Source organism: Pseudorhodobacter aquimaris (genome assembly GCF_001202025.1).
GTDB lineage: Bacteria > Pseudomonadota > Alphaproteobacteria > Rhodobacterales > Rhodobacteraceae > Pseudorhodobacter > Pseudorhodobacter aquimaris.
On sequence record NZ_LGHS01000076.1, the window covers coordinates 351,656 to 373,797 of the forward strand.

Consider the following 22,142-nt stretch of genomic DNA (forward strand, 5'->3'; position numbering starts at 1 on the left):
CCTCATGTATTGCGCCGAGGTGGCCCCCCGGTCGCCAATTGATTATAACTGGCCGAAAGGATAGCGCGTTTTTGCACCCCTGTCATCTCTTTGCCGAATTTTATTGCGCGGGTCAGGCCTTGTCTTGCAAGATGCGGGCCACGCGCGGGGCGAAATAGGTCAAAACTCCGTCACATCCGGCACGGCGGAATGCCATCAAACTTTCCAGCATGATCTTTTCGCCATCAATCCAGCCGTTTTCGGCGGCGGCCATGATCATCGCATATTCGCCCGACACCTGATAGGCATAGGTCGGCGCGCCAAAGGTATCCTTGGCACGGCGGCAGATGTCGAGATAGGGCAATCCGGGTTTGACCATAACCATATCCGCGCCCTCGGTCAGGTCGCGCTCAATCAGGCGCATTGCCTCATCGGCATTTGCGGGATTCATCTGATAGGTTTTCTTATCGCCGACCAAACGGCTGCCCGCACCCACCGCATCGCGGAACGGGCCATAAAACGCCGATGCATATTTCGCAGCATAGGACAGGATCGCCACATCCTTATGTCCCGACATTTCCAGCGCCAACCGCATTGCGCCGATCCGCCCGTCCATCATATCCGAGGGACCGATGATATCTGCACCCGCATCGGCCTGTGCCAGCGTCATTTTCACCAACGCCTCGACAGTTTCATCATTGACGATGATCCCGTCTTGCACAAAGCCGTCGTGCCCATTGGCGTTATAGGGATCAAGGGCCACATCCGTCATGATCGCCATTTCCGGCACAGCGGCCTTGACGGCACGGATCGCGCGGTTGGCGATGTTGTCTGGGTTCCAGGCTTCGGCGCAATCCTCGGTGCGCTTGTCGGGATCGGTGTAGGGGAAAATGCAGATTGCGGGGATGCCCAGTTCGGCGGCCTCTTCGGCGGCTTTGACAACCAGATTAACCGAGAGCCGCGAGACACCGGGCATCGAGGACACAGGTTCCGATATATTTTCACCCTCCCGCACGAAAATCGGCCAGATCAGATCATTCACCGAAAGCGCGTTTTCCTGGGACAGGCGCCGCAGGGCGTCGGATTTGCGCAAGCGCCGGAAACGGGTTGCGGGATATTGACCGATTGTCGGGCGCATGGGCTGGCTCCTGCTTGCTGTGATGCGATTGCAAGGGGTTGCGGGTTTTTTCTCTGACTGTCATGGAAAAGGACCTACCTCAAGGGTAGGAATGACGCAGCCCCTTTGCAACCGCAATTGCAAGCAGGGTATCGGGACAAAGAAGGTTGGTACAGTGGATTGGTATAAAACGGTTTTTGGACTGATCGACCTGCGGTCATTCTCGAATCTCTGGTTCTGGATCACTTTGGCAGTGCTTTGGTCGACGACCAGCCATTGGGTTTTGGGCGTGCCGTTCGATATGGTTACGCGTGCCAGAAAACATGGTGGGCAGGTCGCGCAGGATTTGCATGATCTTGTCGGCATCAATACACGGCGGCTTTTGTTTATCGCACAGGTATCAGGAATGTGGTTGATTGCGATCATCACATTTTGCCTGACAACGCTTGCGGTGTTGGGGTTTGTCTATAGCGTCCAATTTGCGCAGGCAGTGTTTTTGCTATTGGCCCCGATGACGATCGTGGGTGCGCTCAGCCTTTCTGCCGCGCGCCATATCACCACCGTACAGCCCGAGGGCGAGGATCTGTACCGTCGGTTAAGCCACCTCAGGATTGTCGTGCAAGCTATTGGAATGGTGTCTATTTTCATTACATCGCTTTGGGGTATGTGGCAAAATATGCAAGTTTTCAACGGTTGGGCAAACTGAACCCCATGACAGATCATATCACATTGGGCGGTGCGCCCGAAGGTTTCGATGCAAAGCTGGTGGCAAAGGAATTGGCGCGCGGTGCGTCGGTTATCCATGTTGCCCGCGATGACAAACGGCTTGAGGCGATGCGCAACGCGCTGGCGGTCATGGCCCCAGATGTGGTGGTGTTGGAGCTGCCCGCATGGGATTGCCTGCCCTACGATCGGGTCTCTCCCAATCCTGATATTATCTCCCGGCGGATGGCGACTTTGGCGGCACTGGCGCAAGGCGTGCCGGGGGCATTTGTCCTGCTGACCACGCTGAGCGCCGCGATGCAGCGCCTGCCCGCGCGTGAGGTTTTGCGCGAGGCATCCTTTGCCGCCACGGTCGGTCATCGACTGAATGAGGAACAGCTGCGTAATTTTCTGACGCGCATGGGCTTCACGCCCAGCCCGACGGTGGCCGAGCCGGGCGATTATGCGATTCGCGGCGGTATCATCGATATTTATCCACCGGGGCCCGGCGGGCCGGTGCGGCTTGATCTGTTTGGCGACGTGCTCGATGGGGCGCGGCGGTTTGATCCGCAGACCCAGCGCACCACGGAAAAGCTGACATCGGTGGAATTCGCGCCCGTCTCCGAGGTGATCCTTGACGAGGCGGCGATTGCACGTTTTCGTCAGAATTACCGCGTAGAGTTCGGCGCAGGCGGTTCCGACGATCCGCTCTATGAGGCGGTGAGCGCGGGGCGCAAACATCAGGGGATGGAGCATTGGCTGCCGTTTTTCCATGCGGCGATGGAAACGGTATTCGACTATCTGCCCGGGGCATCGGTGATGCTGGACGATCAAGTGCCCGCGGTGCGGCAGTCGCGTTGGGAGGGGATCGACGATCAATATGATGCGCGGATGGAGGCGATGCGCGCCAAGGGGCGGCTTGATACGGTCTATAAACCCGTAGCACCTGGGTTGCTCTATCTGGATGAGGCGGCTTGGGCGCAGGCGGTTGACGGGCGGCGGGTGATCCAGCTGTCGCCTTTGGCACAATCGCCGGGGCCGGGTGTGCTGGATGCGGGCGGACGCATCGGGCGCAGTTTCGCACCTGAGCGTCAACAGGAAAACATAAGCCTTTTCAGTGCATTTGCGGATCATGTTAAGACATTACGCAAAGACGGAAATGTCGTGATCGCCAGCTGGTCCGAGGGTGCGCGGGAACGGCTGCGAGGCTTGATCGCCGATCAGGGGATTGAAGGCGCGGTCGAGGTTTCCGATTTTCGCGCAGTCACCGGACAGACCGGTCTTTATCTGATGGTCTGGCCGCTGGAGGCAGGATTTACCGCGCCGGGGCTGGCCGTGATTTCGGAACAGGACGTCTTGGGGGACCGGCTTGTCGGCAAGCCCAAACGCAAGCGCAAGGCCGATAACTTCTTGCGCAATGTCGAAACATTGTCACCGGGGGATCTGGTGGTGCATGTGGAGCATGGCGTCGGGCGCTATCACGGGCTGGAGATGATCACGGCCCTTGGTGCGCCGCATGAATGCCTGAGCATTGAATATGCCGAGAATGCCAAGCTTTATTTGCCTGTTGAAAACATCGAATTGCTTAGCCGTTATGGCCATGACGAGGGGCTTTTGGACCGGCTTGGCGGCGGTGCCTGGCAGGCCAAAAAGGCTAAGCTCAAGGCGCGCATCCGTGAGATCGCCGAACGGTTGATGCGGATTGCCGCCGAACGGCACCTGCGCAAAGCCCCGGTTCTGGAGGCGCCGCACAGCATGTGGGAGGCCTTTGCCGCACGCTTTCCCTATACCGAGACCGAGGATCAGCTGGCGGCCATTGCCGATGTGATCTCGGATCTTGAGGCAGGCAGCCCGATGGACCGTCTGGTCGTGGGCGATGTCGGCTTTGGCAAAACCGAGGTTGCGATGCGGGGGGCCTTTGTTGCGGCCATGTCGGGGATGCAGGTGGCGGTGATCGCGCCGACAACGCTTTTGGCGCGCCAACATTACCGCAGCTTTGCCGAACGTTTTCGCGGTTTTCCGATCAATGTCAAACCTTTGTCGCGCTTTGTTAGCGCAAAAGAGGCCAGCGGCACGCGGGCAGGGATTTCGGATGGCTCGGTCGATATTGTCGTTGGCACCCATGCGGTTCTGGCCAAGGCGATCAAATTCAAGAACCTCGGTCTGTTGGTGATTGATGAGGAACAACATTTCGGCGTCAGCCATAAGGAGCGCCTGAAAGAGATGCGATCAGACGTACATGTGCTGACGCTGACGGCCACGCCGATCCCGCGGACCTTGCAGCTGTCCCTGACGGGGGTGCGCGACCTTTCCATTATCGCCACGCCGCCGGTGGACCGCTTGGCCATCCGCACCTATGTGAGCGAATTTGATACGGTCACCATCCGTGAGGCGCTTTTGCGCGAACGGTATCGCGGGGGGCAGTCATTCTTTGTGGTGCCGCGGATTTCGGATTTGCCTTTCGTTGAGGATTTCCTGAAAAACCATGTGCCCGAAGTGAATTATCTGGTGGCGCATGGGCAGTTGGCCGCGGGTGACCTCGATCAGCGGATGAATGATTTTTACGATGGAAAACATGATGTTCTGGTCGCCACCTCAATCGTGGAGTCAGGTCTGGATATCCCAACCGCGAATACGATGATCATCCACCGCGCCGATATGTTTGGCCTAAGCCAGCTTTACCAAATCCGCGGCCGTGTGGGGCGTGCGAAAACACGGGCCTATTGCTATTTGACGACCAAGCCACGCGTGCCTTTGACCCCGCAGGCGATGAAGCGGTTGCGGTTGTTGGGCAGCCTTGACAGCCTTGGCGCCGGTTTCAACTTGGCCAGCCATGACCTTGACTTGCGCGGCGCAGGTAATCTTTTGGGTGAGGAACAATCCGGCCATATCAAAGAGGTCGGCTATGAGCTTTACCAATCCATGCTAGAGGAAACCATTGCCAAGCTGCGCTCGGGTGAAATCTCGGGGTTGGCCGAGGTGGATGATCAGTGGGCGCCGAATATCAATCTTGGGGTTCCTGTCTTGATACCAGAGGCTTATGTGCCTGACCTCGACCTGCGTCTTGGGCTTTATCGTCGGCTGTCTGGATTGACCACCAAGGTAGAGCTTGAGGGTTTCGCCGCCGAGTTGATCGACCGTTTCGGGCCTTTGCCAAAGGAGGTGAACACCCTGATGCTGGTGGTGCGGATCAAGGCGATGTGCAAACGCGCAGGGATCGGGCGGCTGGATGCGGGGCCCAAAGGGGCCACGGTGCAGTTTCACAACGATAAATTTGCCAATCCGGCGGGGCTGGTGGATTTCATCAAAACCCAAGCGGGCGCGCGGGTTTCTGGGAACAAGCTGGTGCTGGTGCAGGATTGGAAAACCGAAGGCGACCGGATCAAGGGCGCCTTCGGAATTGCCAAAGCTTTGGCCGAGAAGTTGTTGGACCTAAAGAAGAAAACCTGATCAGGATTTATCTTGCGGCATCATGAGCATCAGCGCCAGCGCCACTACGGCCATGACGCCCACACCGCTGACCAAGGGCAAATATGTGCCGTTGAAGGCAAGCCCGACAGGAACCGCCAAAATCACGGCCATGATGGTTGCAATCGCACCGCTGACCGAGGCGGCCATGCCTGCGATATGGCCCACGGATTCCATGGCCAGCGCGTTCAAGTTGCCCAAGGTCAGCCCCGCCATGGCAAAGACGCCGATCATCCAGATGACGAATGCCGGAAAGGCCAGACCCTGTGACAATACCCCGGCGATTGTCAGCAAAAGCATACTGCCCGACATGACTATCTGCAGGATCAGTGTGCGTGTGATCATGTAGCGCATGCCCAGCCGTTCGACCAACATTGCGTTGGTCGGGCTGGCACAACCGGCACAAACAGCAACCAGCGCGAACCACACAGGAAAGCTCGCCCCGCGATCAAAGGTCGTCTCAAAAATGGATTGCGCCGAAGAGAGCGTGCCGAAAAGTGCACCAATAATCAGGGCCTGTGCAGCGATGGAAATCAGGATCGTACGATAAGAGAGCACCTCGCGCAGCGCAGCCATGATCGGTTTTACGCGGAACGGGCGGCGGCTTTCGACCGGCAGGGTCTCGGGCTGACGGATCAGCAGCCAGGACATTGAGGCCAGCGAAAACAGGATGAATGTCGCAAAGATCGCGCGCCAGCCAAAGACCGAGATAATCCCGCTTGCGGCCAGTGGCGCCACGGCGGGAACCAGTGAAAACACCATCATTGCATAGCTGACGACCCGTGCCATCTGGCGCCCTTTGTAAAGGTCGCGGACAAGCGCGAGCGAAACCACACGCGGCCCCGCAGCGCCCAGGCCCTGCAACACACGCGCCAGCAGCATCATCTCTAGCGTCGGGGCGAAATAGGCCGCCACCGCGCCGACACAATAAAGCAATGTGCCCAAAACGATGATCTGGCGGCGCCCGTAGCTATCTGACAAGGGGCCAACGAAAAAGGTGCCCAAACCCATCCCGAGCAGAAAGCTGGTCAGGATAAGCTGCGCGTTATTGGGGGAATTGGGCGAAAGCTCTGCCGCGATGGTGGGCAGGGCGGGCAGCATGCTGTCGATAGCAAAGGCGACAGTCGCCGTGAGCATTGCGATCATCGCAATAAATTCGGGTTGCCCAATGGGTTTGGTCGATGGATTCATGAGGTGGGCCTTTGCTCTTGAATATTCCGTTCACACCCTGCCGTAATGCAGGCAAGGACGGAAAGGCAAGCCCTGCGTCTAGCCTTCTTGTGTCAGCTGGGCGGCCAGCTCATCAATTACCTGTTGCCAGGTTTCAACGGGCTGTGCGCCTGACATCACGTATTGTTGTGCGACCAGAAAAGCAGGCACACCGGTCAGCCCTTTTTGGCGGGCGTCCATATCGCGGGCCATCAGGTCATCGCGGTCTGCATCACTTTCCAAAAGCCGCATGGTCCCTTCGGCATTCATCCCGATCGAAGTGGCAATCTCAACCAGCACGTTGCGGTCGCCAATATCGCGCCCCTCTTTGAAATAAGCGCGAAAGAGGCTGGCCACGGCCGCGGCCTGACGTCCTTCCAACCCCGCCCAATGGATCAGGCGGTGGGCGTCCATCGTGTTGGGGGTGCGCATGATGGCGGCAAAATCAATCGCGATGCCTGCGTCTTCGGCGGCCTCGGCGATGCGGGCATAAACCTCAACCGCTTGTTGTTTGCCGCCGAATTTGGTTTCCAGATAGTCCCGCCGGTCCATCCCGCCCGCGGGCATTTCGGGATTTAACTGAAAGGGGTGCCATTCGATGATGAAGGGATGGTTGGGGCGGCTTTCCAATGCCTTGTCGAGATAGGATTTGCCGATCAGGCACCAAGGGCAGATCGGGTCGGAAAAGATATCAAGGCGGATCATTGCGGGTCCAATGCACTGGGGATGGTTCTACAGACCAATACCCGCAGCGGGCGGGTCTTGGCCAAAGGGATATGCGAAAAAGGGAACAGTTTGCCCCTAAAGCATATCCGACACGCGGTTGGATGCACCCGAAATATCGCGTCCGATTCCGTCAATCGTGCCACATGCCGCAAGGGTTGCAAGCAGTGCCATCAAAACAAGGGGGCGTAGCTGGATCATCATGTGCTTCATCTGCTCTCACTCAATTTGGCCGCTTATGCGGGCTTTATTCCTCATACCACCAAACATCGGGCTGAAAACCCGGCCAGTCGCCATAAACTGGCAATCTTTCGGGAAATTTCAATTCCTTGATATGGGCCAGACGTGAAATTTCCGAATACCAGAAAGGGATGACATAGCGCCCGGCGGTTAACACCCTGTCAAGCGCTCTTGTTGCTGCGATAAATTCTTCTTGGCTGGTCGCGTTGAGCAGGGTTGTGATCATAGCCTCGGCCGCAGGGGAATGCATGCCCATCAGGTTGCGGCTGCCCGGTACGGTCACCCCGGCCGAGCCCCAATAATAGGTCTGCTCATTCCCCGGTGACAGCGACATATTGCGGATCATATGGGTCATATCAAAGTCATAAGCGCTGGTGCGCTCTGTCATTTGGGCGCTGTCGACGGTTGTCAGCGTGGCGTTGATCCCCAGCGGCTTGAGCGCTTCGATATACATATTGGCGATGGTGATCTTTTCTGCGGCCCCATTGGTCAGCAAGATATCAAAGGTGAAGGGCGATCCTTGGGAATTCACCAAAACACCTGCTTCATTTGCGCGCCAGCCGGCCTCCTCCAGAAGCTTTTTTGCTGCGCGGATGTTCTTGCGGTTGGTGCCGCCGTCCGAGACGGGCAGGGCATAGCCTTCGATCGTGCCGGGGGGCAGGTTGGCGGCATAGGGCCCCAGCAGCGCCAACACCGGACCGCTGGCGGGCGCGCCAGGTTCCATTCCCAGAACCGAATTGTGGAAATAGGATTGAATACGCGGGGCGGTGCCGCCGGTGATGGTGGTGTTGATCTGTTCAAAGTTGAAGGCAAGGATCAAGGCCTCGCGCACACGCCAGTCGGTGAACTGCGGGCGGCGGGTGTTCATCACAAACCCGTCAATGCCTGAGGGGCGCGCGTGGGGGATCTCGGATTTGACGATCTCTCCCGCGGTCACGGCCGGAAAGTCATATTGCTGCGCCCATTTTGCGGCATTGGTCTCGCGGTAGCTGGTGATCTCCCCTGCCTTGAAGGCCTCAAACACCACGCCGCCATCACCAAAGAAATCATAGCGAACCTCGTCAAGGTTATGGCGCCCCTTGTTGAAATTCAGGTCCTTGCCCCACCAATCCGGATTTTTGACAAAAGAGATAAAACGACCCGTTTCATATCCCCCAACCGTATAGGGACCAGAGCCAATCGGTGCCTCCAGCGTAGAGGCTGCGAAATCCTTTTCCGCCCATTGGACCTTTTGCAAGATCGGGCGCAGGCCAAGGATCAGCGGCAATTCGCGATCCGCCTCATTAAAGGTAAAACGGATGCTGCGCGGGCCGGTGATCTCGACGGTTTCGATCTTTTGCCAAGCGTTGATATAGCGGGGGTGGCCGATGGTCCCCAAGGTTTCAAATGACCAGAGGACATCTGCAACCGTGACCGGGCTGCCATCGCTGAACCGCGCCTGCGCGCGCAGGGTGAATTCGACGAAACTGCGGGCCTCATCGGTGTCGACTGATTCGGCCAAAAGCCCATAAAGCGTGAAGGGTTCATCATAGGAACGGCCCAACAGGGTTTCGACCGTCAGGCCTGCCTGCCCCCAAGGGGCGCGGCCCTTTAGGATGAAGGGGTTGAGGGAATCAAAGCTGCCCGATTCGCCAAAAACAATGCGTCCGCCTGCCGGTGCATCCGGGTTCGCATAGGGGAGGGACACAAAATCAGGTGGAAGGGCAGGGGTGCCATACATAGCTATGCCATGTTCGGGTGCTGCAAGGGCGGGAATCGCTGCTGTGCAAAGGCAAAAGGCTGCGGTTGCATTGCGCAGTTTCTTGAAAATCTGATATTTCATTCCGGCAACAATCCCGTTTCCCTTTGGTTTACTGGCTCAGACACTACGGGTGGTTGTCGGGGTTTTCAAACTTTTTGCTTGGCCCCCGATAAGTTAACGCGTATAAAGTAGGCACTGCTCGATAGGTTTCTTGCCTGTATGAAACCTGCCTCAATAACTTAACGCCAGCCTTGTGCTGGCGTTTTTTTTGTTTTGATCGCAATGAAGTGAGCTTATCCTTTGCGCAAGGGCGTTCCTTTTGGCGGCCGAGGGTGTATTGATTGTGCAAACGCAGCAATCAGGAGGCTTGGATGACGCTCAAAGGCAAAACCGCAATCGTGACCGGATCAAATTCAGGGATCGGGCTTGGCGTCGCACATGAGCTGGCGCGCGCTGGGGCCAGTGTGGTCATCAACTCTTTTACCGACCGGGATGAGGATCATGCTCTGGCTGCCGAAATGGCAGCCGAGCATGGCGTCGATGTGCGCTATATCAAGGCCGACATGTCCAAGGGCGATGAATGCCGCGCGCTGGTCGAGGCTGCGGGGGCCTGCGATATTCTGGTGAATAATGCCGGTATCCAGTTTGTCGCGGGGATTGAGGAATTCCCGACCGAGAAATGGGATGCGATTATCGCGATCAACATGTCGTCGGCCTTTCACACCACCGCGGCGGCGCTACCGTTGATGCGTGCCAAAGGCTGGGGCCGGGTGGTCAATATCGCCTCGGCACATGGGCTGACGGCGAGCCCGTTTAAATCGGCCTATGTTGCGGCCAAGCACGGGGTTGTCGGGCTGACGAAGGTGACGGCGCTGGAATGTGCAGGTCAAGGGATTACCAGCAATGCGGTTTGCCCCGGCTATGTGCTGACCCCTTTGGTTGAGGCACAGATCCCCGACCAGATGAAAACTCACAACATGGACCGTGAGACCGTGATCAAAGAGGTGATGTTGGAACGTCAACCTTCGCGCCAGTTCGCGACAACCGAGCAGATCGGCGGCACGGTGACATTCCTGTGCTCCCCCGCGGCGGATCAGATCACCGGCACCACAATCTCGGTTGATGGCGGCTGGACCGCCCTATGACCGATGGCATCGGGCCGTTGGAGTTTAAGGACCGGAGCCTGCTCGGGTCCTCTTTTCTCCGTGTAGACCTTTCAAAAGCCAGCTTTCGAGAGTCCATTTTGACAGATGCGCAGTTTGACGATGCCAATATGGCGCGGGCGACGTTTACAAATGTTAACCTTGAGGGTGTTAGGGTGCAGGACGTGAACCTGTCGGGCGCGGAATTTGGCAATGCAAACATGCGGGATGTGAAGATGGAGAATATTGATATGGCCGGAATGACGATTGACGGGGTTCTGGTCTCAGAGATGATCGCGCATGGGAACGCCAAATGAAGTCGGTTCCGATCAATCTGGCGCTGCAAGGTGGCGGCGCGCATGGGGCTTTTACCTGGGGCGTATTGGACCGGTTGTTAGAAGAGGAACGGCTGGAGATCGCCGCGATCTCGGGCACTTCGGCAGGGGCGCTGAATGGTGCGGCGCTGAAGTCGGGGCTGGTGCGCGGCGGGCGCGACGGGGCCAAGGCGGCGCTGGATGCGTTGTGGGGGGCGGTCGGGCAGGTGGGGGATATGCGCATGAGTGCGTGGATGCAGCCCGCTTTGCCCTTTGCCGCGGCGCTGACTGACGTATGGGAATCGGCCTTCAAGACATCCCCCCAAGGGATCGCCGCGCAGTTGTTTTCACCCTATGCAATGGGGGGTGCCTGGAAAAACCCTTTGGCCCCTGTTGTTGCCAGCTTCGACTATGGTTCGGTGTGTTGTGATGAAGGCCCGCGTTTGTTCGTCAATGCAACCAATGTGCGGGACGGGAAAATCGGGCTGTTCTCCGGGCCAAAGATCACCCCCGAGGCGCTTATGGCCTCGGCCTGTTTGCCCACAGCATTTCAAGCGGTTGAAGCCCCCGATCCGATTACCGGTGAACTGGAGGCATGGTGGGATGGTGGGTATTCGGGCAACCCCGCACTTTTTCCATTGTACGACAAGGCATTGCCAAAAGACCTTATCATCGTGGCGATCAATCCGCTTTACCGTGTCGCCATTCCCGAAACGCCGTTGGAAATACAAAACCGGATCAATGAGATCAGCTTTAACGCGCCCTTGTTACGGGACTTGCGCGCGATTGCCTTTGTCAAACGCCTGCTGACAACGGGTGCGGTCAAGCCCGGTGATATGAAGGATGTTGCCTTGCATCTGATTGCGGATGACGCCTTGATGAACACCCTTAGCGCAAGCAGCAAGCTGCTGCCGACCCCCTCGGTTCTGGCACGGTTAAAAGCCGCCGGGCGCGTGGCTGCGGATGCGTTTCTGGTCAAGGACGGCGCCGATATCGGCAAGCGCGGAACGGTGGACCCGACTGCATTGCTCGATTAGCGTTCAGGGGGCGGGTTGCGTGACGGGCACCCCGTCCTTGTCTTTGCCGTTCGGGTACACCAGCCCGGCTGAGATGATCAGTTTGGCCGCATCCTCTATCTTCATGTCCAGCATGCGCACGTCGGTGCTGGGCACAAAGAGCAAGAATCCGGATGTCGGGTTGGGGGTGGTTGGCAGAAACACCGAGAGCATCTCTTCATGCTCGGGGAACCGCGCGGCGATCTCTCCCTTGGCTTTGGTTGAGATGAAGCCGATCGCCCAGATTCCCTCTTTGGGGTATTCGACAAGGCAGGCCTTTTCGAAATTCTGGTCGGTCTGGGCAAAAACGGTTTCGGCGATCTGTTTGATCCCGCTATAGATGCTGCGCACAACCGGGGTGCGATCAACCAGACGTTCAGCCCAGTGCAGGAAAGAGCGCCCGATCAACCCGCGCGCGATCCAACCCATCAAGATCGTGAAAATCAGGAAGATAATGACGCCGGTCCCGCGCAGGTTGATCCCGTTGTCCTTGCAAAAGAATGGCGGTTTCTCGGGGTCGGATGCCCAGAACCAGCGAACACCACCCGCAGACTCGTTCGGCGAGGGGCAGAACCAATAGCCGAACCATTCGGAGGGCTGGAACCTCTCGGGAATGAAAGGCAGCACAAAGCCGTCGATCCAGCCCGTCACCGTCCAGATCAGATAGAGTGTCAGACCAATCGGCAGGACCACAACCAGACCGGTCAGGAAGCTGGCACGCAAGCCGCCGATCAACCCGCGTTTCTTTGGTGGTGTGCTGTTTTGCTCGTTCATTCTCTACCCTCTGGACGGGCGCAACTTAGGGGCGGGCAGGGCGGGTTACAATGGGCAAGCGTGTCAAGCTATGCCTTTGTCTGTGCTTTGGAAATTTCCACCGCGATTTCGGCGCCAAGACGCGCGTTATTGCGCACCAGCGCGATGTTTGCGGTCAGAGAGCGCCCCCCCGTCAGCGTAAAGATCCGGTCGAGCAAAAACGGCGTGACGGATTTTGCGGCCACGCCTTGGGCGGCGGCTTCGGTCAGCGCCTGTTCGATGACGGGCATGATCTCGGGCAGGGGGATCTCATCGGCTGCGGGGATCGGGTTGGCGACAAGCTGCCCGCCCATCAGCCCAAGGTGCGCGCGCATCAGATGGGCGGCGGCGATTTCAGCGGCGCTGTCAAAGCGCAGGGGGGCGACAATCCCCGAGTGCTGCGCCCAAAAGGCCGGAAATTCGGATTGACCATATGCGATGACCGGCACGCCGTTGGTTTCCAGCACCTCAAGCGTTTTGGGAATATCCAGGATGGCCTTGGCGCCCGCCGCGACGACCGTCACTGCGGTTTGCGACAATTCCGCCAGATCGGCCGAAATATCGAAAGAGGTTTCCGCCCCGCGGTGCACGCCCCCGATGCCGCCGGTGGCAAAGACGGCGATCCCCGCCAGCTCTGCCGCGATCATGGTGGCGGCCACTGTGGTTGCCCCCGTATCGCCCGACACAATGCAGGCCGCGATATCAGCGCGTGAGAGTTTGCGCGCGTTTGGGGTTTGCGCCAGCTCGGTCAGCGTCTCGGGTGAGAGGCCGATATGGATGCGCCCGCCCATCACCGCGATGGTGGCCGGAACCGCACCACCGTCGCGGATGTCCTGTTCGACCGTTTGCGCCATTTCCATGTTTTGGGGCCAAGGCATGCCATGGGTGATGATGGTGCTTTCAAGCGCCACGACGGGCTTGCCTGCTGCCAGCGCATCGGCAACTTCGGGAAGGAAAGTAAGGGGGGCGTTTTTCATGATCCGATTTCTCCTGAGACATAGTCGGCTGCGGCTTTGATGGCGCGGTCAAGCGCGTCTTGCCTTGGGATGGATTTGCGGCTGGCGACGATATGTGCTGCCATAAAGGTGTCGCCTGCGCCGGTGATGCGGGTGACCATGACCTGCGGCGGTTGTGCGGTTATTACGCCGGCGCCGTTGGTTCCTTCGGCACAGGGGTTGCCGCCGTCGGTGACAAGCACCCGTGCGGCCCCGCGCGCGATTAACCCTTCGGCTGCATCGGCGGCGCTGGCGAAGCTGTCTTTGGCCAAAATCCCGGCTTCTTCTAGGTTAACATAGAGGGTGGCGCGAGGGTGGTTCAGCAGGGGCAAAAGGCGTTCGGCCTTGCCGGGGCTGGCAGCGGCCACGCGCAGATCGGCGGCGGCGAACAGTGGCGAGGCGGCGATTTGCGACAACAGGGATTCGGTCAGATTGCCATCCAGCGCGATCATACCGGCATAGGGGGTGTCTGCATCCCCCAGCCGACCATTGGCCAGCGGGCGCAGGATCTTGTCGCCGGCGGCCTCAAGGGAATGGGCATCGGCGATGGCGGCGATCAGCCCGTTTGCCCCCTCAACCGCCATATAGACATCGGTCGGCAAATCGGCAGAGCGGTAGATATGATTGGTGACAAGCCCCAGTCGGGTGCAGCGCGCGATCAGCTCCTCTCCCTCGGGGTCGCGGCCAACCGATGATAAAAGCGCAGGCACCACACCAAAGCGGCGCAATGTCATGGCGATGTTAAGCGCCACGCCACCGGGCAGCCGCGTGATGCGACCGGGCACGTCAGAGCCAAGCCGCATCGCGGCGGCCGAGCGGCCGATCACATCCCATAGGACGGAGCCGATACAAAGGATTTCAGGTCTTGCCATGGTAACAGTATTCGCCCAGGCACGGCATCGGCGCAAGCCCAATTGGTCACGGCGCGCTGCGTCGATCCACCGGAAAATGCGGGATATCTGGATGCAGCCCTTGCAATCACCTTTGGGGCAGGGTATGGGCTGCACACTTCACAAGTGGGGCTTGGGCCGATCGGGGAGAAATCCCGAGACGTCCGCCGGTTGGAACATCCGTTCTAAAGACGGCCCTGCTGAGGATTAAACCGGAAAAGGATAACGGCATGGCTCTTCCTGAGTTCACCATGCGTCAGCTGTTGGAAGCTGGCGTTCACTACGGTCACCAGACCGCACGTTGGAACCCGAAGATGGGTGAATACATCTACGGCGACCGTAACGGCATTCACATTCTCGACCTGACGCAAACTGTTCCGATGCTGGATCAGGCGTTGAAAGCTGTGCGTGACACAGTTGCAAAAGGCGGTCGCGTTCTGTTCGTCGGCACCAAGCGTCAGGCCCAAAAAGCCGTGGCAGAAGCTGCCGAGAAATCCGCGCAGTTCTACATGAACCACCGCTGGCTTGGTGGCACGCTGACCAACTGGAAAACCGTTTCCCAGTCGATCCAGCGCCTCAAGCAATATGACGAGCTGATGGCCAATGGCGCCGAAGGGCTGACCAAGAAAGAGCGCCTCAACATGGAGCGCGAGCAGACCAAATTGCAGGCATCGCTTGGCGGTATCCGTGAAATGGGCGGCATTCCCGATCTGATCTTCATCATCGATGTTGGCAAAGAAGACCTTGCCATTCTGGAAGCCAACAAATTGGGTATTCCGGTTGTGGCCGTGGTTGATACCAACTGCTCGCCCAAGGGTGTTGACTATGTGATCCCGGGCAATGACGACGCTGCCCGCGCAATCTCGCTTTATTGCGATCTGGTGTCGCGCGCGGCTCTTGACGGCATGTCCGCACAGATGGGCGCTGCTGGTATCGACCTTGGTGCTTTGGAAGAAGCCCCTGAGGAAGAAGCCTTGGCAGAGGCACCTTCCGAGGCTTAAGGCCTGTCGTCTTATTGTTACCCGGCGGGGATAAGTCTCGCCGGGATATTCGCATGATATGAGGAGAGCCACGATGGCGATCACCGCACAAATGGTGAAAGAACTGCGCGAACAGTCCGGCGCAGGCATGATGGACGCGAAAAAAGCGTTGACCGAAAACGACGGCAATATGGAAGCAGCGATCGACTGGCTGCGAACCAAAGGTTTGGCCAAGGCCGCCAAGAAAGCTGATCGTATCGCGGCTGAAGGCCTTGTTGGCGTGGCTGTTGAAGGTGGCAAAGGTGTTGCTGTAGAAGTAAACTCCGAAACCGACTTCGTTGCTAAAAATGCCGATTTCCAAAAGCTGGTGTCAAACATCACTGCGACAGCACTCAAAACCTCCAATGTGACAGAGCTGGCTGCTGCTGACATGGGCGGAAAAACGGTTGATGACAGCATCACCTCGGCTGTGGCCGTGATCGGTGAAAAGCTGTCTTTGCGCCGGATGGAAGTTGTTGAAGGTGATACGGTTGCCTCATATGTCCATAACGCTGCTGCTGATGGCATGGGCAAAATCGGTGTTCTGGTTGCCGTGAAAGGCACCGACAACGGGATCGCCAAGCAATTTGCGATGCATATTGCCGCCACCGCACCGCTGGCTTTGTCCGAGGCTGATCTTGACGCCGAATTGGTAGAGCGCGAGCGCACTGTCCAGACGCAAAAAGCCCTGGAAGAGAATGAAGCCGCGGCCAAACCAAAGCCTGCCGCCGTGATCGAGAATAACATCATCCCCGGCCGGATGAAGAAATTTCTGGAAGAAAACACACTGCTGGGTCAGAAGTTTGTCATGAACCCTGACATCACAGTTGGCCAAGCCGCCAAGGACGCCGGTGTTGAGATCACCGCGTTCAAACGCGTTGCCGTTGGCGAAGGCATTGAGAAAAAAGAAGAAGATTTCGCAGCTGAGGTTGCCAAAACTCTGGCAAACTAAGGTCTTGTGACTGATTTGAGGGGCGGTCCGGTTTGTTCCGGGCCGCCTTTTTTATGTCAGCATCCGTTGCGGCTTGTCTCACGACGCGGGGCGGCAAGCGTTTGGGCCGTGAGGGCAGGGGCCAGATGTAGCATCGCGTCATATTGGGTCAGGAACACTTGCCCCGTCAGCGCATCAAGGAAGTGGCTCCGGCGGAGGCGGTCCATCACGGGGCCTTTCACCTCTGACAGATGGAGGGATACCCCCGAATCTTTCAGCATTTCCAGAATCGCCTCTAGGCTTTCCAAGGCTGAGCTATCCACCGCATTCACCGCAGGAAACATCAGGACAAGATGGCGTATGGCCTTGTTTTCGGCAATCCGGTCCTGAACGAAATCCTCAAGAAAGCGCGCATTGGGGAAATAGAGGCTTTCATCCACCCGTATGGTCAGGACATCAGGGGTGGTGATCACATCATGCCGCTCGACATTGCGGAAATGTTCGGTGCCCGGCACTTGGCCGACAATGGCGACATGGGGGCGCGAGGTGCGATAAAGGTGCAAGAATAGCGATAGCGCCACCCCCGCCAGAATACCGGATTCGACCCCCATTCCCAAGGTGACAAGGATGGTTGCCCCCATCGCGACCCCATCGGCGCGGCTATAGACAAAGGTGCGGCGAATGGCCCCCAGATCGACCAATGTCAAAACCGCAAGAATGATGGTTGCCGCCAGCGTGGCCTTGGGCAGAAAGAACAGCGCTGGCGTCAGGAAGACGGTTGCCAGCGCCATCCCCACGGCCGTATAGGCCCCTGCCGCGGGCGTTTGCGCCCCCGCATCAAAGTTCACAACCGATCGTGAAAAGCCACCCGTGACGGGAAACCCGCCGGCAAAGGCCGATCCGATGTTACAGGCGCCCAGGGCGACAAGCTCTTGGTCAGGGTCAATACGCTGGCGTCGTTTCGCGGCAAGGGTCTGCGCGACGGATATCGTCTCAACATAACCCACAATAGCGATGAGCAGGGCGGGAACAGCTATCTGGGTCCAAAGCGCTAGGTCCAGCGGTGGCATGCTGGGCGTGGGCAGGCCTTTCGGCACAGTGCCGACAATGGCAACGCCGCGGGCCTCTAGTGCGAAAAATGCGGTGACCAATGTGGTTACCGCCACCGCTGCCACGGGGGCTGCCCGCGTCAGTACTGTGGCAAGGCCAGCGGGTACGTTGCGCGACAGCAAAAAGCCCTTGAGCCGCGTCCGTGACCAGAACAGAAATGCAACGGCAGAGCCGCCAAGAACCATCGTAAAGACATTGATATCGCCCAGATTTTTCCAGATCGCGTGCAGAAGTTCCGGCAAGGTCTCTCCCTTGGCCGAGATGCCCAAAAGATGCGGGATCTGACCGGCAGCAATGATAATCCCCGATGCCGTCACAAAACCTGAAATCACCGGATGGCTCAGGAAATTTGCGATGAATCCCAGCCGCAGCAGTCCCATTCCTAAAAGCATCAGCCCAGAGATGAACGCCAGCGCGATTGCAGCACCGTAATATTCCGGCGTGCCTTGCGCGGCCAGTTTGCCCACAGCGGCCGCGGTCATCAGGGACGCCACGGCCACCGGTCCAACCGCCAAAGTCCGCGATGTGCCAAAGGCGGCATAGACCACGAGCGGCAAGATAGAGGCATAAAGCCCGACCTCAGGCGGCAAACCCGCAAGCAACGCGTAGGCCAAAGATTGCGGGATCAGCATGATCGTAACAATGACAGCCGCGACAAGATCGCTGGTCAGGGTTTCTCGTGAGTAGGTTTTGATCCAGTCAAGGATAGGAAAGTAACGTTGCACTATACGGCCTTTTGCTACAGAAATCGTATTGCTTCTTTACAGTATAGGAAACGTATTTCAAGTTTTGAATATATTCCCCGTCACAAGGTTGCTCTTTGGATATTTATTACATAACATAGATTATGCGGTTAGACTATGTACGCACGAAGCGATAACGTCACCCATGAGCACATCACAAGTGTCACTCTCCTCGCAAAACGAAATGCGGCGAACATGTTGGATCTGACGCGTCGGCAGATATTGCGACTGTTAAAGCGGTATCGCCAGGATGGCGCGGCAGCGGTCCGGCACAAGTCACGCGGTCGCACGCCGAACAACCAAATCCACTTAGCCAAGCGTGACTATGCGCTGAACCTCATCAAGGAACAGTATCCGGATTTTGGCCCGACATTGCCCGCTGAGATGTTGGTCGAACATCACGGCTCCAAGGTTTGCCCGCGAGACGCTGCGCAAATGGATGGCCGAGGATGGTATCTGGCTTTCTCGTACGCAGCGCCGCCAGTTTCCCCAGCCCGGATTGCGCCGGGAATGTATTGGTGGGCTGATCCAGATTGATGGCTCAGATCATCGATGATTTGAAGATCGCGGCCCACCCGGCACCCTGCTCGTCTTTATCGATGGAGCTGAGGTTCGTCAAATCCGAGAGCACGTTCAGCCATTTCGAGGCTCTGGAAAGTTATCTGCGCCAACAAGGTCGTCCCGTCGCCTTCTATTCCGACAAACACACGGTGTTCCGTGTGGCGAAGGAAGATGCCGAAGGCGGTGCGCGCATGACCCGATTTGGGCGCGCTCTGAACGCGTTGAACGTTGAGATTTTATGCGCAAGCCTTATCAACCTGAAGCCTGCGGGCTGCTAAGCCTTGCCCATGTCGCGCCCCTTGGTGACATTCCTGCCTTGCAAACCCAGTGACGTTCCTGAATGGTATTTACAAGGGGGGCTCGGTAGACTTGTCGACTTATACCCTTACTTCTTTGTTGTTGTACGATTCCACGGGGGGTCTTCAACCAACAGCAGTACGCCCTATCCCGAAGGTCTCGCGGGGCTTCATCTGAGGCGATGGCCGCGCAAGCGGCAGATATCGCTTATGTTTGCGGTATTCGTGGTTACCGGAGGCCCAAAATCCGTTTGGCCAGGCGATGCGGTCGCACAACGAAATTGGGCGAACGTGCCCTTGCTTAACACCTGCGGAATCCGCCAGGGCGAGGCGCGGCAGTTGAAGCCGGAAGACAGAGATTTGGCTGCATGTGAATGTCGCATCGAACGGCGTCACGATGACCCTGACGACGGGCGTATGTATGAACCAAACGCCAAGAAGTTTGATAGGGTTACCGTCAGTTCCGCCACTGCGAGGCTACTCGAAGACGATCTTCTGGGTCAGGGAAGTGATGTGGCCGAGAGGCATGGATCCCCATGAGAGGCACGTGAGTGTCATAGTCGCTATGTCATTATGCCAAAGATGGCCTCGCCAATACACCTTTTGCGGCGAGTGTTATACATGATCCGCTTCGCCACAGGATTATAAAGCTTGTCCTGCGGCCCAGCCAGAAGACCAGGCCCATTGAAAATTATACCCGCCCAACCAACCGGTTACATCCACAACCTCGCCAATGAAGTATAGTCCTGGAACCGACTTGGCCTCCATGGTTCGTGCATTCAGCGCGTCGGTATCCACACCGCCAAGGGTAACCTCTGCCGTGCGGTAGCCTTCTGTGCCCACAGGTCGCAGCTGCCAGTCCTGCACAAGGTTGGAAACTTTTTCCAAAGTTGCGTTGGACTGATCAGCCAAATTGCCGGTAACGCCGCTCATGTCCTCGATATGGCGTGCAAGGCGTTCGGGCAGGAATTGTTTGAGCGCGGTACGAAGCGCGATCCGACCGGCCTGCCCGCGCATCTTTTGCAATTGGGCTGCCAGATCACTCTGCCCGGTCAGATTGATGGAAATCATCTGACCTTCACGCCAATAGCTTGATATCTGAAGGATCGCTGGCCCGGAGAGCCCGCGATGGGTGAACAGAAGCGCTTCGTCAAAATGGGTTTGCCCGGTGGCTGCAGAGCCGTCAACCGCAACCCCGGCCAAAGATTTAAGAGCAGCCAGATCCTGCTCGGCAAAGGTAAGCGGCACCAGACCGGGCCGGGTTTCCACAATCGGCAGGCCGAATTGCTCTGCGATTTTATAGCCGAACCCGCTTGCCCCCATTTTGGGAATAGACTTGCCGCCACAGGCCACGACGAGGTTTTCAGCCGCGATCGGTCCGCGTGAACTGGTCAGGGCAAATCCATTTCCGGTTTTGGTGACTTCATGGATTTGTGTTTTAAGCCAGAGCTCTACGCCGTTATCTTCAAGGTCTTTGGTCAGCATGGTAATGATCTGCGTCGCCGGCCCGTCGCAAAACAGCTGCCCCAGAGTTTTCTCATGCCAGGCAATTCCAGCGGCATCGACGCGCGCAATAAAATCCCATTGGGTAAACCGCTTCAGCGCCGAAAGCGCAAAACGCGGATTTTGCGATAGGTAACGGTCCTGAGCAATGCCGAGATTCGTAAAGTTACAGCGTCCACCGCCAGAGATCCTGATTTTTTCGCCGGGGGATGCGCTGCCCTCAATCAACACGACGCGCTTCCCACGCCGCGCCGCCTCGGCTGCGCAAAACATGCCTGCCGCCCCTGCCCCGATGATTGCGATATCAAACTTCATGGGGTCTGTTATGCCGTGCACTTCACCTCTGCAACCTTTCAATTTTACCCTAAACAACGACATTGAAAAAGAAGCGCATTTTTTGGCAAATGCCTCTTGCGGCTTGTGAAATGCTTCGCTAAATACGCTGCACAGTTGGGGCGTGGCCAAGTGGTAAGGCATCGGTTTTTGGTACCGTGTACCGTAGGTTCGAATCCTACCGCCCCAGCCAAATTTCTGTTTGTGATGTTCGGTCAAAATTGGAACTTAACCGGTCCAACTTGGACCCTTGACCGGGCAAGACTGGGTCTGGGGCCAGAATGGACATTCTCTTTTATTAATTGTTGAGTTTCTGCCGTATTGACGTGAAATGCTAAAATTTACACGTTCTGAATTCAAGCTACCGCGCGCTCAGCGTAAATTGCGCAGCCTTACGACAATCACACAGACCTCTATCGCCCTGAGCCATTCAGGTAACCAATTGAGCCTGCAGGGCAGTTTCCACACCACATAGATCGCTAAGTTTCTCTTCAGTGCGTCACTCACGGCCCAAAGCCGCCACTCGACAGGTAATCCCCCCTAAAATAGTGGTGTTCAAAAGTAGAATTTTCTCGGCAAGATATCTGAGGAGATTTACGATGAAGAATGGACGATACAGCGACGCGCAGATCATGGCGGTGTTGAAGCAAGCGGAGGGCGGTGTTCCGGTTTCTGAGCTTTGCCGGGAGCATGGAATGAGCAGCGCAAGTTTTTATAAATGGCGGGCGAAGTTCGGCGGCATGGATGCGTCATTGATTTCAGAGATGAAGGATATGGCGGAGGAGAACCGCCGCCTGAAGCGCATGTATGCCGAAATGAGCATGCAAAACGACTTGCTGAAGGAAGCCCTTGGAAAAAAGCGCTGAAGCCATCTCGAAGGCGGGAGATGGCCATGAATGCGGTCGCGCAGAACGGGGTCAGCATTGCGTTGGCTTGCCGTGCGTTTGAGATCAGCGAGACGTGCTACCGGTACGCCCAATCCTGAGCGACGAGAACGAGGAGATCGCCGCTTGGCTGGAACGGTTGACCGAGAATAAGCGAACCTGGGCTTTGGCCTATGTTTTTTGTATCTGCGCAACGTCCAAGGCTATGGCTGGAACCACAAACGCGTTTACCGGATCTACTGTGAACTGGAGCTGAACCTGCGGATCAAGCCAAAGAAGCGTCTGAAGCGTGATAAACCCGAGCCATTGGCTGTGCCTGACAGACCCAATGAGACATGGTCGATGGATTTCATGGCTGATCAGCTCGCAGATGGGCGTTCGATCAGGACATTGAA

The 22,142-nt window shown here is 57.4% G+C and carries 17 protein-coding genes, 1 tRNA gene and 2 pseudogenes; 10 read left to right on the forward strand and 10 right to left on the reverse strand.

Annotation, left to right across the window (positions count from 1 at the left end):
• Nucleotides 1–112: 112 nt before the first annotated feature.
• Nucleotides 113–1,117, reverse strand: a complete 1,005-nt coding sequence (gene hemB, locus AKU94_RS18525) for a porphobilinogen synthase (protein WP_050528706.1) — start codon at nucleotides 1,115–1,117, stop codon at nucleotides 113–115.
• Nucleotides 1,118–1,271: 154 nt separating this feature from the next.
• Between hemB and AKU94_RS18530 the strand changes: the two genes are divergently transcribed.
• Nucleotides 1,272–1,802, forward strand: coding sequence for a hypothetical protein (locus tag AKU94_RS18530; RefSeq protein ID WP_050528759.1), 531 nt, complete (start codon nucleotides 1,272–1,274; stop codon nucleotides 1,800–1,802).
• Nucleotides 1,803–1,807: 5 nt separating this feature from the next.
• Complete coding sequence (gene mfd / locus AKU94_RS18535; RefSeq protein ID WP_050528707.1) at nucleotides 1,808–5,248, forward strand: transcription-repair coupling factor; 3,441 nt, start codon at nucleotides 1,808–1,810, stop codon at nucleotides 5,246–5,248.
• Here mfd and AKU94_RS18540 read toward each other — a convergent pair whose 3' ends face one another.
• From AKU94_RS18540 to AKU94_RS18550, 4 genes are all read right to left on the reverse strand, one after another.
• Entirely contained in the window at nucleotides 5,249–6,457 is a 1,209-nt protein-coding gene (locus AKU94_RS18540) for a multidrug effflux MFS transporter (RefSeq protein WP_050528708.1), read from the reverse strand.
• Between the two features lie 78 nt (nucleotides 6,458–6,535).
• Nucleotides 6,536–7,180: a DsbA family oxidoreductase gene (locus AKU94_RS18545; RefSeq protein WP_050528709.1), complete on the reverse strand. Its 645-nt coding sequence runs from the start codon at nucleotides 7,178–7,180 to the stop codon at nucleotides 6,536–6,538.
• A 96-nt stretch (nucleotides 7,181–7,276) separates the two neighbouring features.
• Entirely contained in the window at nucleotides 7,277–7,411 is a 135-nt protein-coding gene (locus AKU94_RS19855) for an entericidin EcnA/B family protein (RefSeq protein ID WP_157056611.1), read from the reverse strand.
• Between the two features lie 34 nt (nucleotides 7,412–7,445).
• Nucleotides 7,446–9,260 carry an extracellular solute-binding protein gene (locus tag AKU94_RS18550; protein ID WP_157056612.1) on the reverse strand — a complete coding sequence of 605 codons (1,815 nt, stop codon included), beginning with the start codon at nucleotides 9,258–9,260 and terminating at the stop codon, nucleotides 7,446–7,448.
• A 290-nt stretch (nucleotides 9,261–9,550) separates the two neighbouring features.
• Between AKU94_RS18550 and AKU94_RS18555 the strand changes: the two genes are divergently transcribed.
• The 3 genes from AKU94_RS18555 to AKU94_RS18565 are packed head-to-tail and all read left to right on the forward strand — an operon-like array spanning nucleotide 9,551 to nucleotide 11,672.
• Nucleotides 9,551–10,324: a 3-hydroxybutyrate dehydrogenase gene (locus AKU94_RS18555; RefSeq protein ID WP_050528710.1), complete on the forward strand. Its 774-nt coding sequence runs from the start codon at nucleotides 9,551–9,553 to the stop codon at nucleotides 10,322–10,324.
• Nucleotides 10,321–10,638: a pentapeptide repeat-containing protein gene (locus AKU94_RS18560; RefSeq protein ID WP_050528711.1), complete on the forward strand. Its 318-nt coding sequence runs from the start codon at nucleotides 10,321–10,323 to the stop codon at nucleotides 10,636–10,638. The genes AKU94_RS18555 and AKU94_RS18560 overlap by 4 nt, the downstream gene beginning before the upstream one ends.
• On the forward strand, nucleotides 10,635–11,672 hold the full coding sequence (locus AKU94_RS18565; RefSeq protein WP_050528712.1) for a patatin-like phospholipase family protein: 1,038 nt from the start codon (nucleotides 10,635–10,637) through the stop codon (nucleotides 11,670–11,672). The genes AKU94_RS18560 and AKU94_RS18565 overlap by 4 nt, the downstream gene beginning before the upstream one ends.
• 3 nt (nucleotides 11,673–11,675) lie before the next feature.
• On the opposite strand, the gene AKU94_RS18570 is transcribed toward AKU94_RS18565, so the two are convergent.
• The 3 genes from AKU94_RS18570 to AKU94_RS18580 form a co-directional block, all read right to left on the reverse strand.
• Complete coding sequence (locus AKU94_RS18570) at nucleotides 11,676–12,464, reverse strand: DUF502 domain-containing protein (protein ID WP_050528713.1); 789 nt, start codon at nucleotides 12,462–12,464, stop codon at nucleotides 11,676–11,678.
• Nucleotides 12,465–12,532: 68 nt separating this feature from the next.
• The gene (locus tag AKU94_RS18575; RefSeq protein WP_050528714.1) at nucleotides 12,533–13,459 is read right to left on the reverse strand and encodes a pseudouridine-5'-phosphate glycosidase; all 927 of its coding nucleotides are present in this window, start codon (nucleotides 13,457–13,459) and stop codon (nucleotides 12,533–12,535) included.
• On the reverse strand, nucleotides 13,456–14,349 hold the full coding sequence (locus AKU94_RS18580) for a PfkB family carbohydrate kinase (protein WP_050528715.1): 894 nt from the start codon (nucleotides 14,347–14,349) through the stop codon (nucleotides 13,456–13,458). The genes AKU94_RS18575 and AKU94_RS18580 overlap by 4 nt, the downstream gene beginning before the upstream one ends.
• A 248-nt stretch (nucleotides 14,350–14,597) precedes the next feature.
• Here AKU94_RS18580 and rpsB point away from each other — a divergent pair, with 248 nt between their 5' ends.
• Together rpsB and tsf are read left to right on the forward strand one after the other, a co-directional pair.
• Nucleotides 14,598–15,368 carry a 30S ribosomal protein S2 gene (gene rpsB, locus AKU94_RS18585; RefSeq protein ID WP_050528716.1) on the forward strand — a complete coding sequence of 257 codons (771 nt, stop codon included), beginning with the start codon at nucleotides 14,598–14,600 and terminating at the stop codon, nucleotides 15,366–15,368.
• A gap of 73 nt (nucleotides 15,369–15,441) precedes the next feature.
• Complete coding sequence (gene tsf, locus AKU94_RS18590; RefSeq protein WP_050528717.1) at nucleotides 15,442–16,338, forward strand: translation elongation factor Ts; 897 nt, start codon at nucleotides 15,442–15,444, stop codon at nucleotides 16,336–16,338.
• A 56-nt stretch (nucleotides 16,339–16,394) separates the two neighbouring features.
• Here the strand turns inward: tsf and AKU94_RS18595 are convergent, their stop codons facing one another.
• Nucleotides 16,395–18,152 carry a SulP family inorganic anion transporter gene (locus tag AKU94_RS18595; protein ID WP_232295813.1) on the reverse strand — a complete coding sequence of 586 codons (1,758 nt, stop codon included), beginning with the start codon at nucleotides 18,150–18,152 and terminating at the stop codon, nucleotides 16,395–16,397.
• Nucleotides 18,153–18,356: 204 nt separating this feature from the next.
• On the opposite strand from AKU94_RS18595, the pseudogene AKU94_RS18600 reads away from it, so the two are divergent.
• Nucleotides 18,357–18,979 (forward strand): annotated as a pseudogene (locus AKU94_RS18600) (helix-turn-helix domain-containing protein); the annotation flags it as partial.
• 690 nt (nucleotides 18,980–19,669) lie between these two features.
• On the opposite strand, the gene AKU94_RS18610 reads toward AKU94_RS18600, so the two are convergent.
• Nucleotides 19,670–20,845: a BaiN/RdsA family NAD(P)/FAD-dependent oxidoreductase gene (locus AKU94_RS18610; RefSeq protein ID WP_050528720.1), complete on the reverse strand. Its 1,176-nt coding sequence runs from the start codon at nucleotides 20,843–20,845 to the stop codon at nucleotides 19,670–19,672.
• A 136-nt stretch (nucleotides 20,846–20,981) separates the two neighbouring features.
• Here AKU94_RS18610 and AKU94_RS18615 point away from each other — a divergent pair.
• Together AKU94_RS18615 and AKU94_RS19425 are read left to right on the forward strand one after the other, a co-directional pair.
• Nucleotides 20,982–21,056 (forward strand) — tRNA-Gln (locus AKU94_RS18615).
• 406 nt (nucleotides 21,057–21,462) lie between these two features.
• A pseudogene (locus AKU94_RS19425) lies at nucleotides 21,463–22,142 on the forward strand (transposase); the annotation flags it as partial.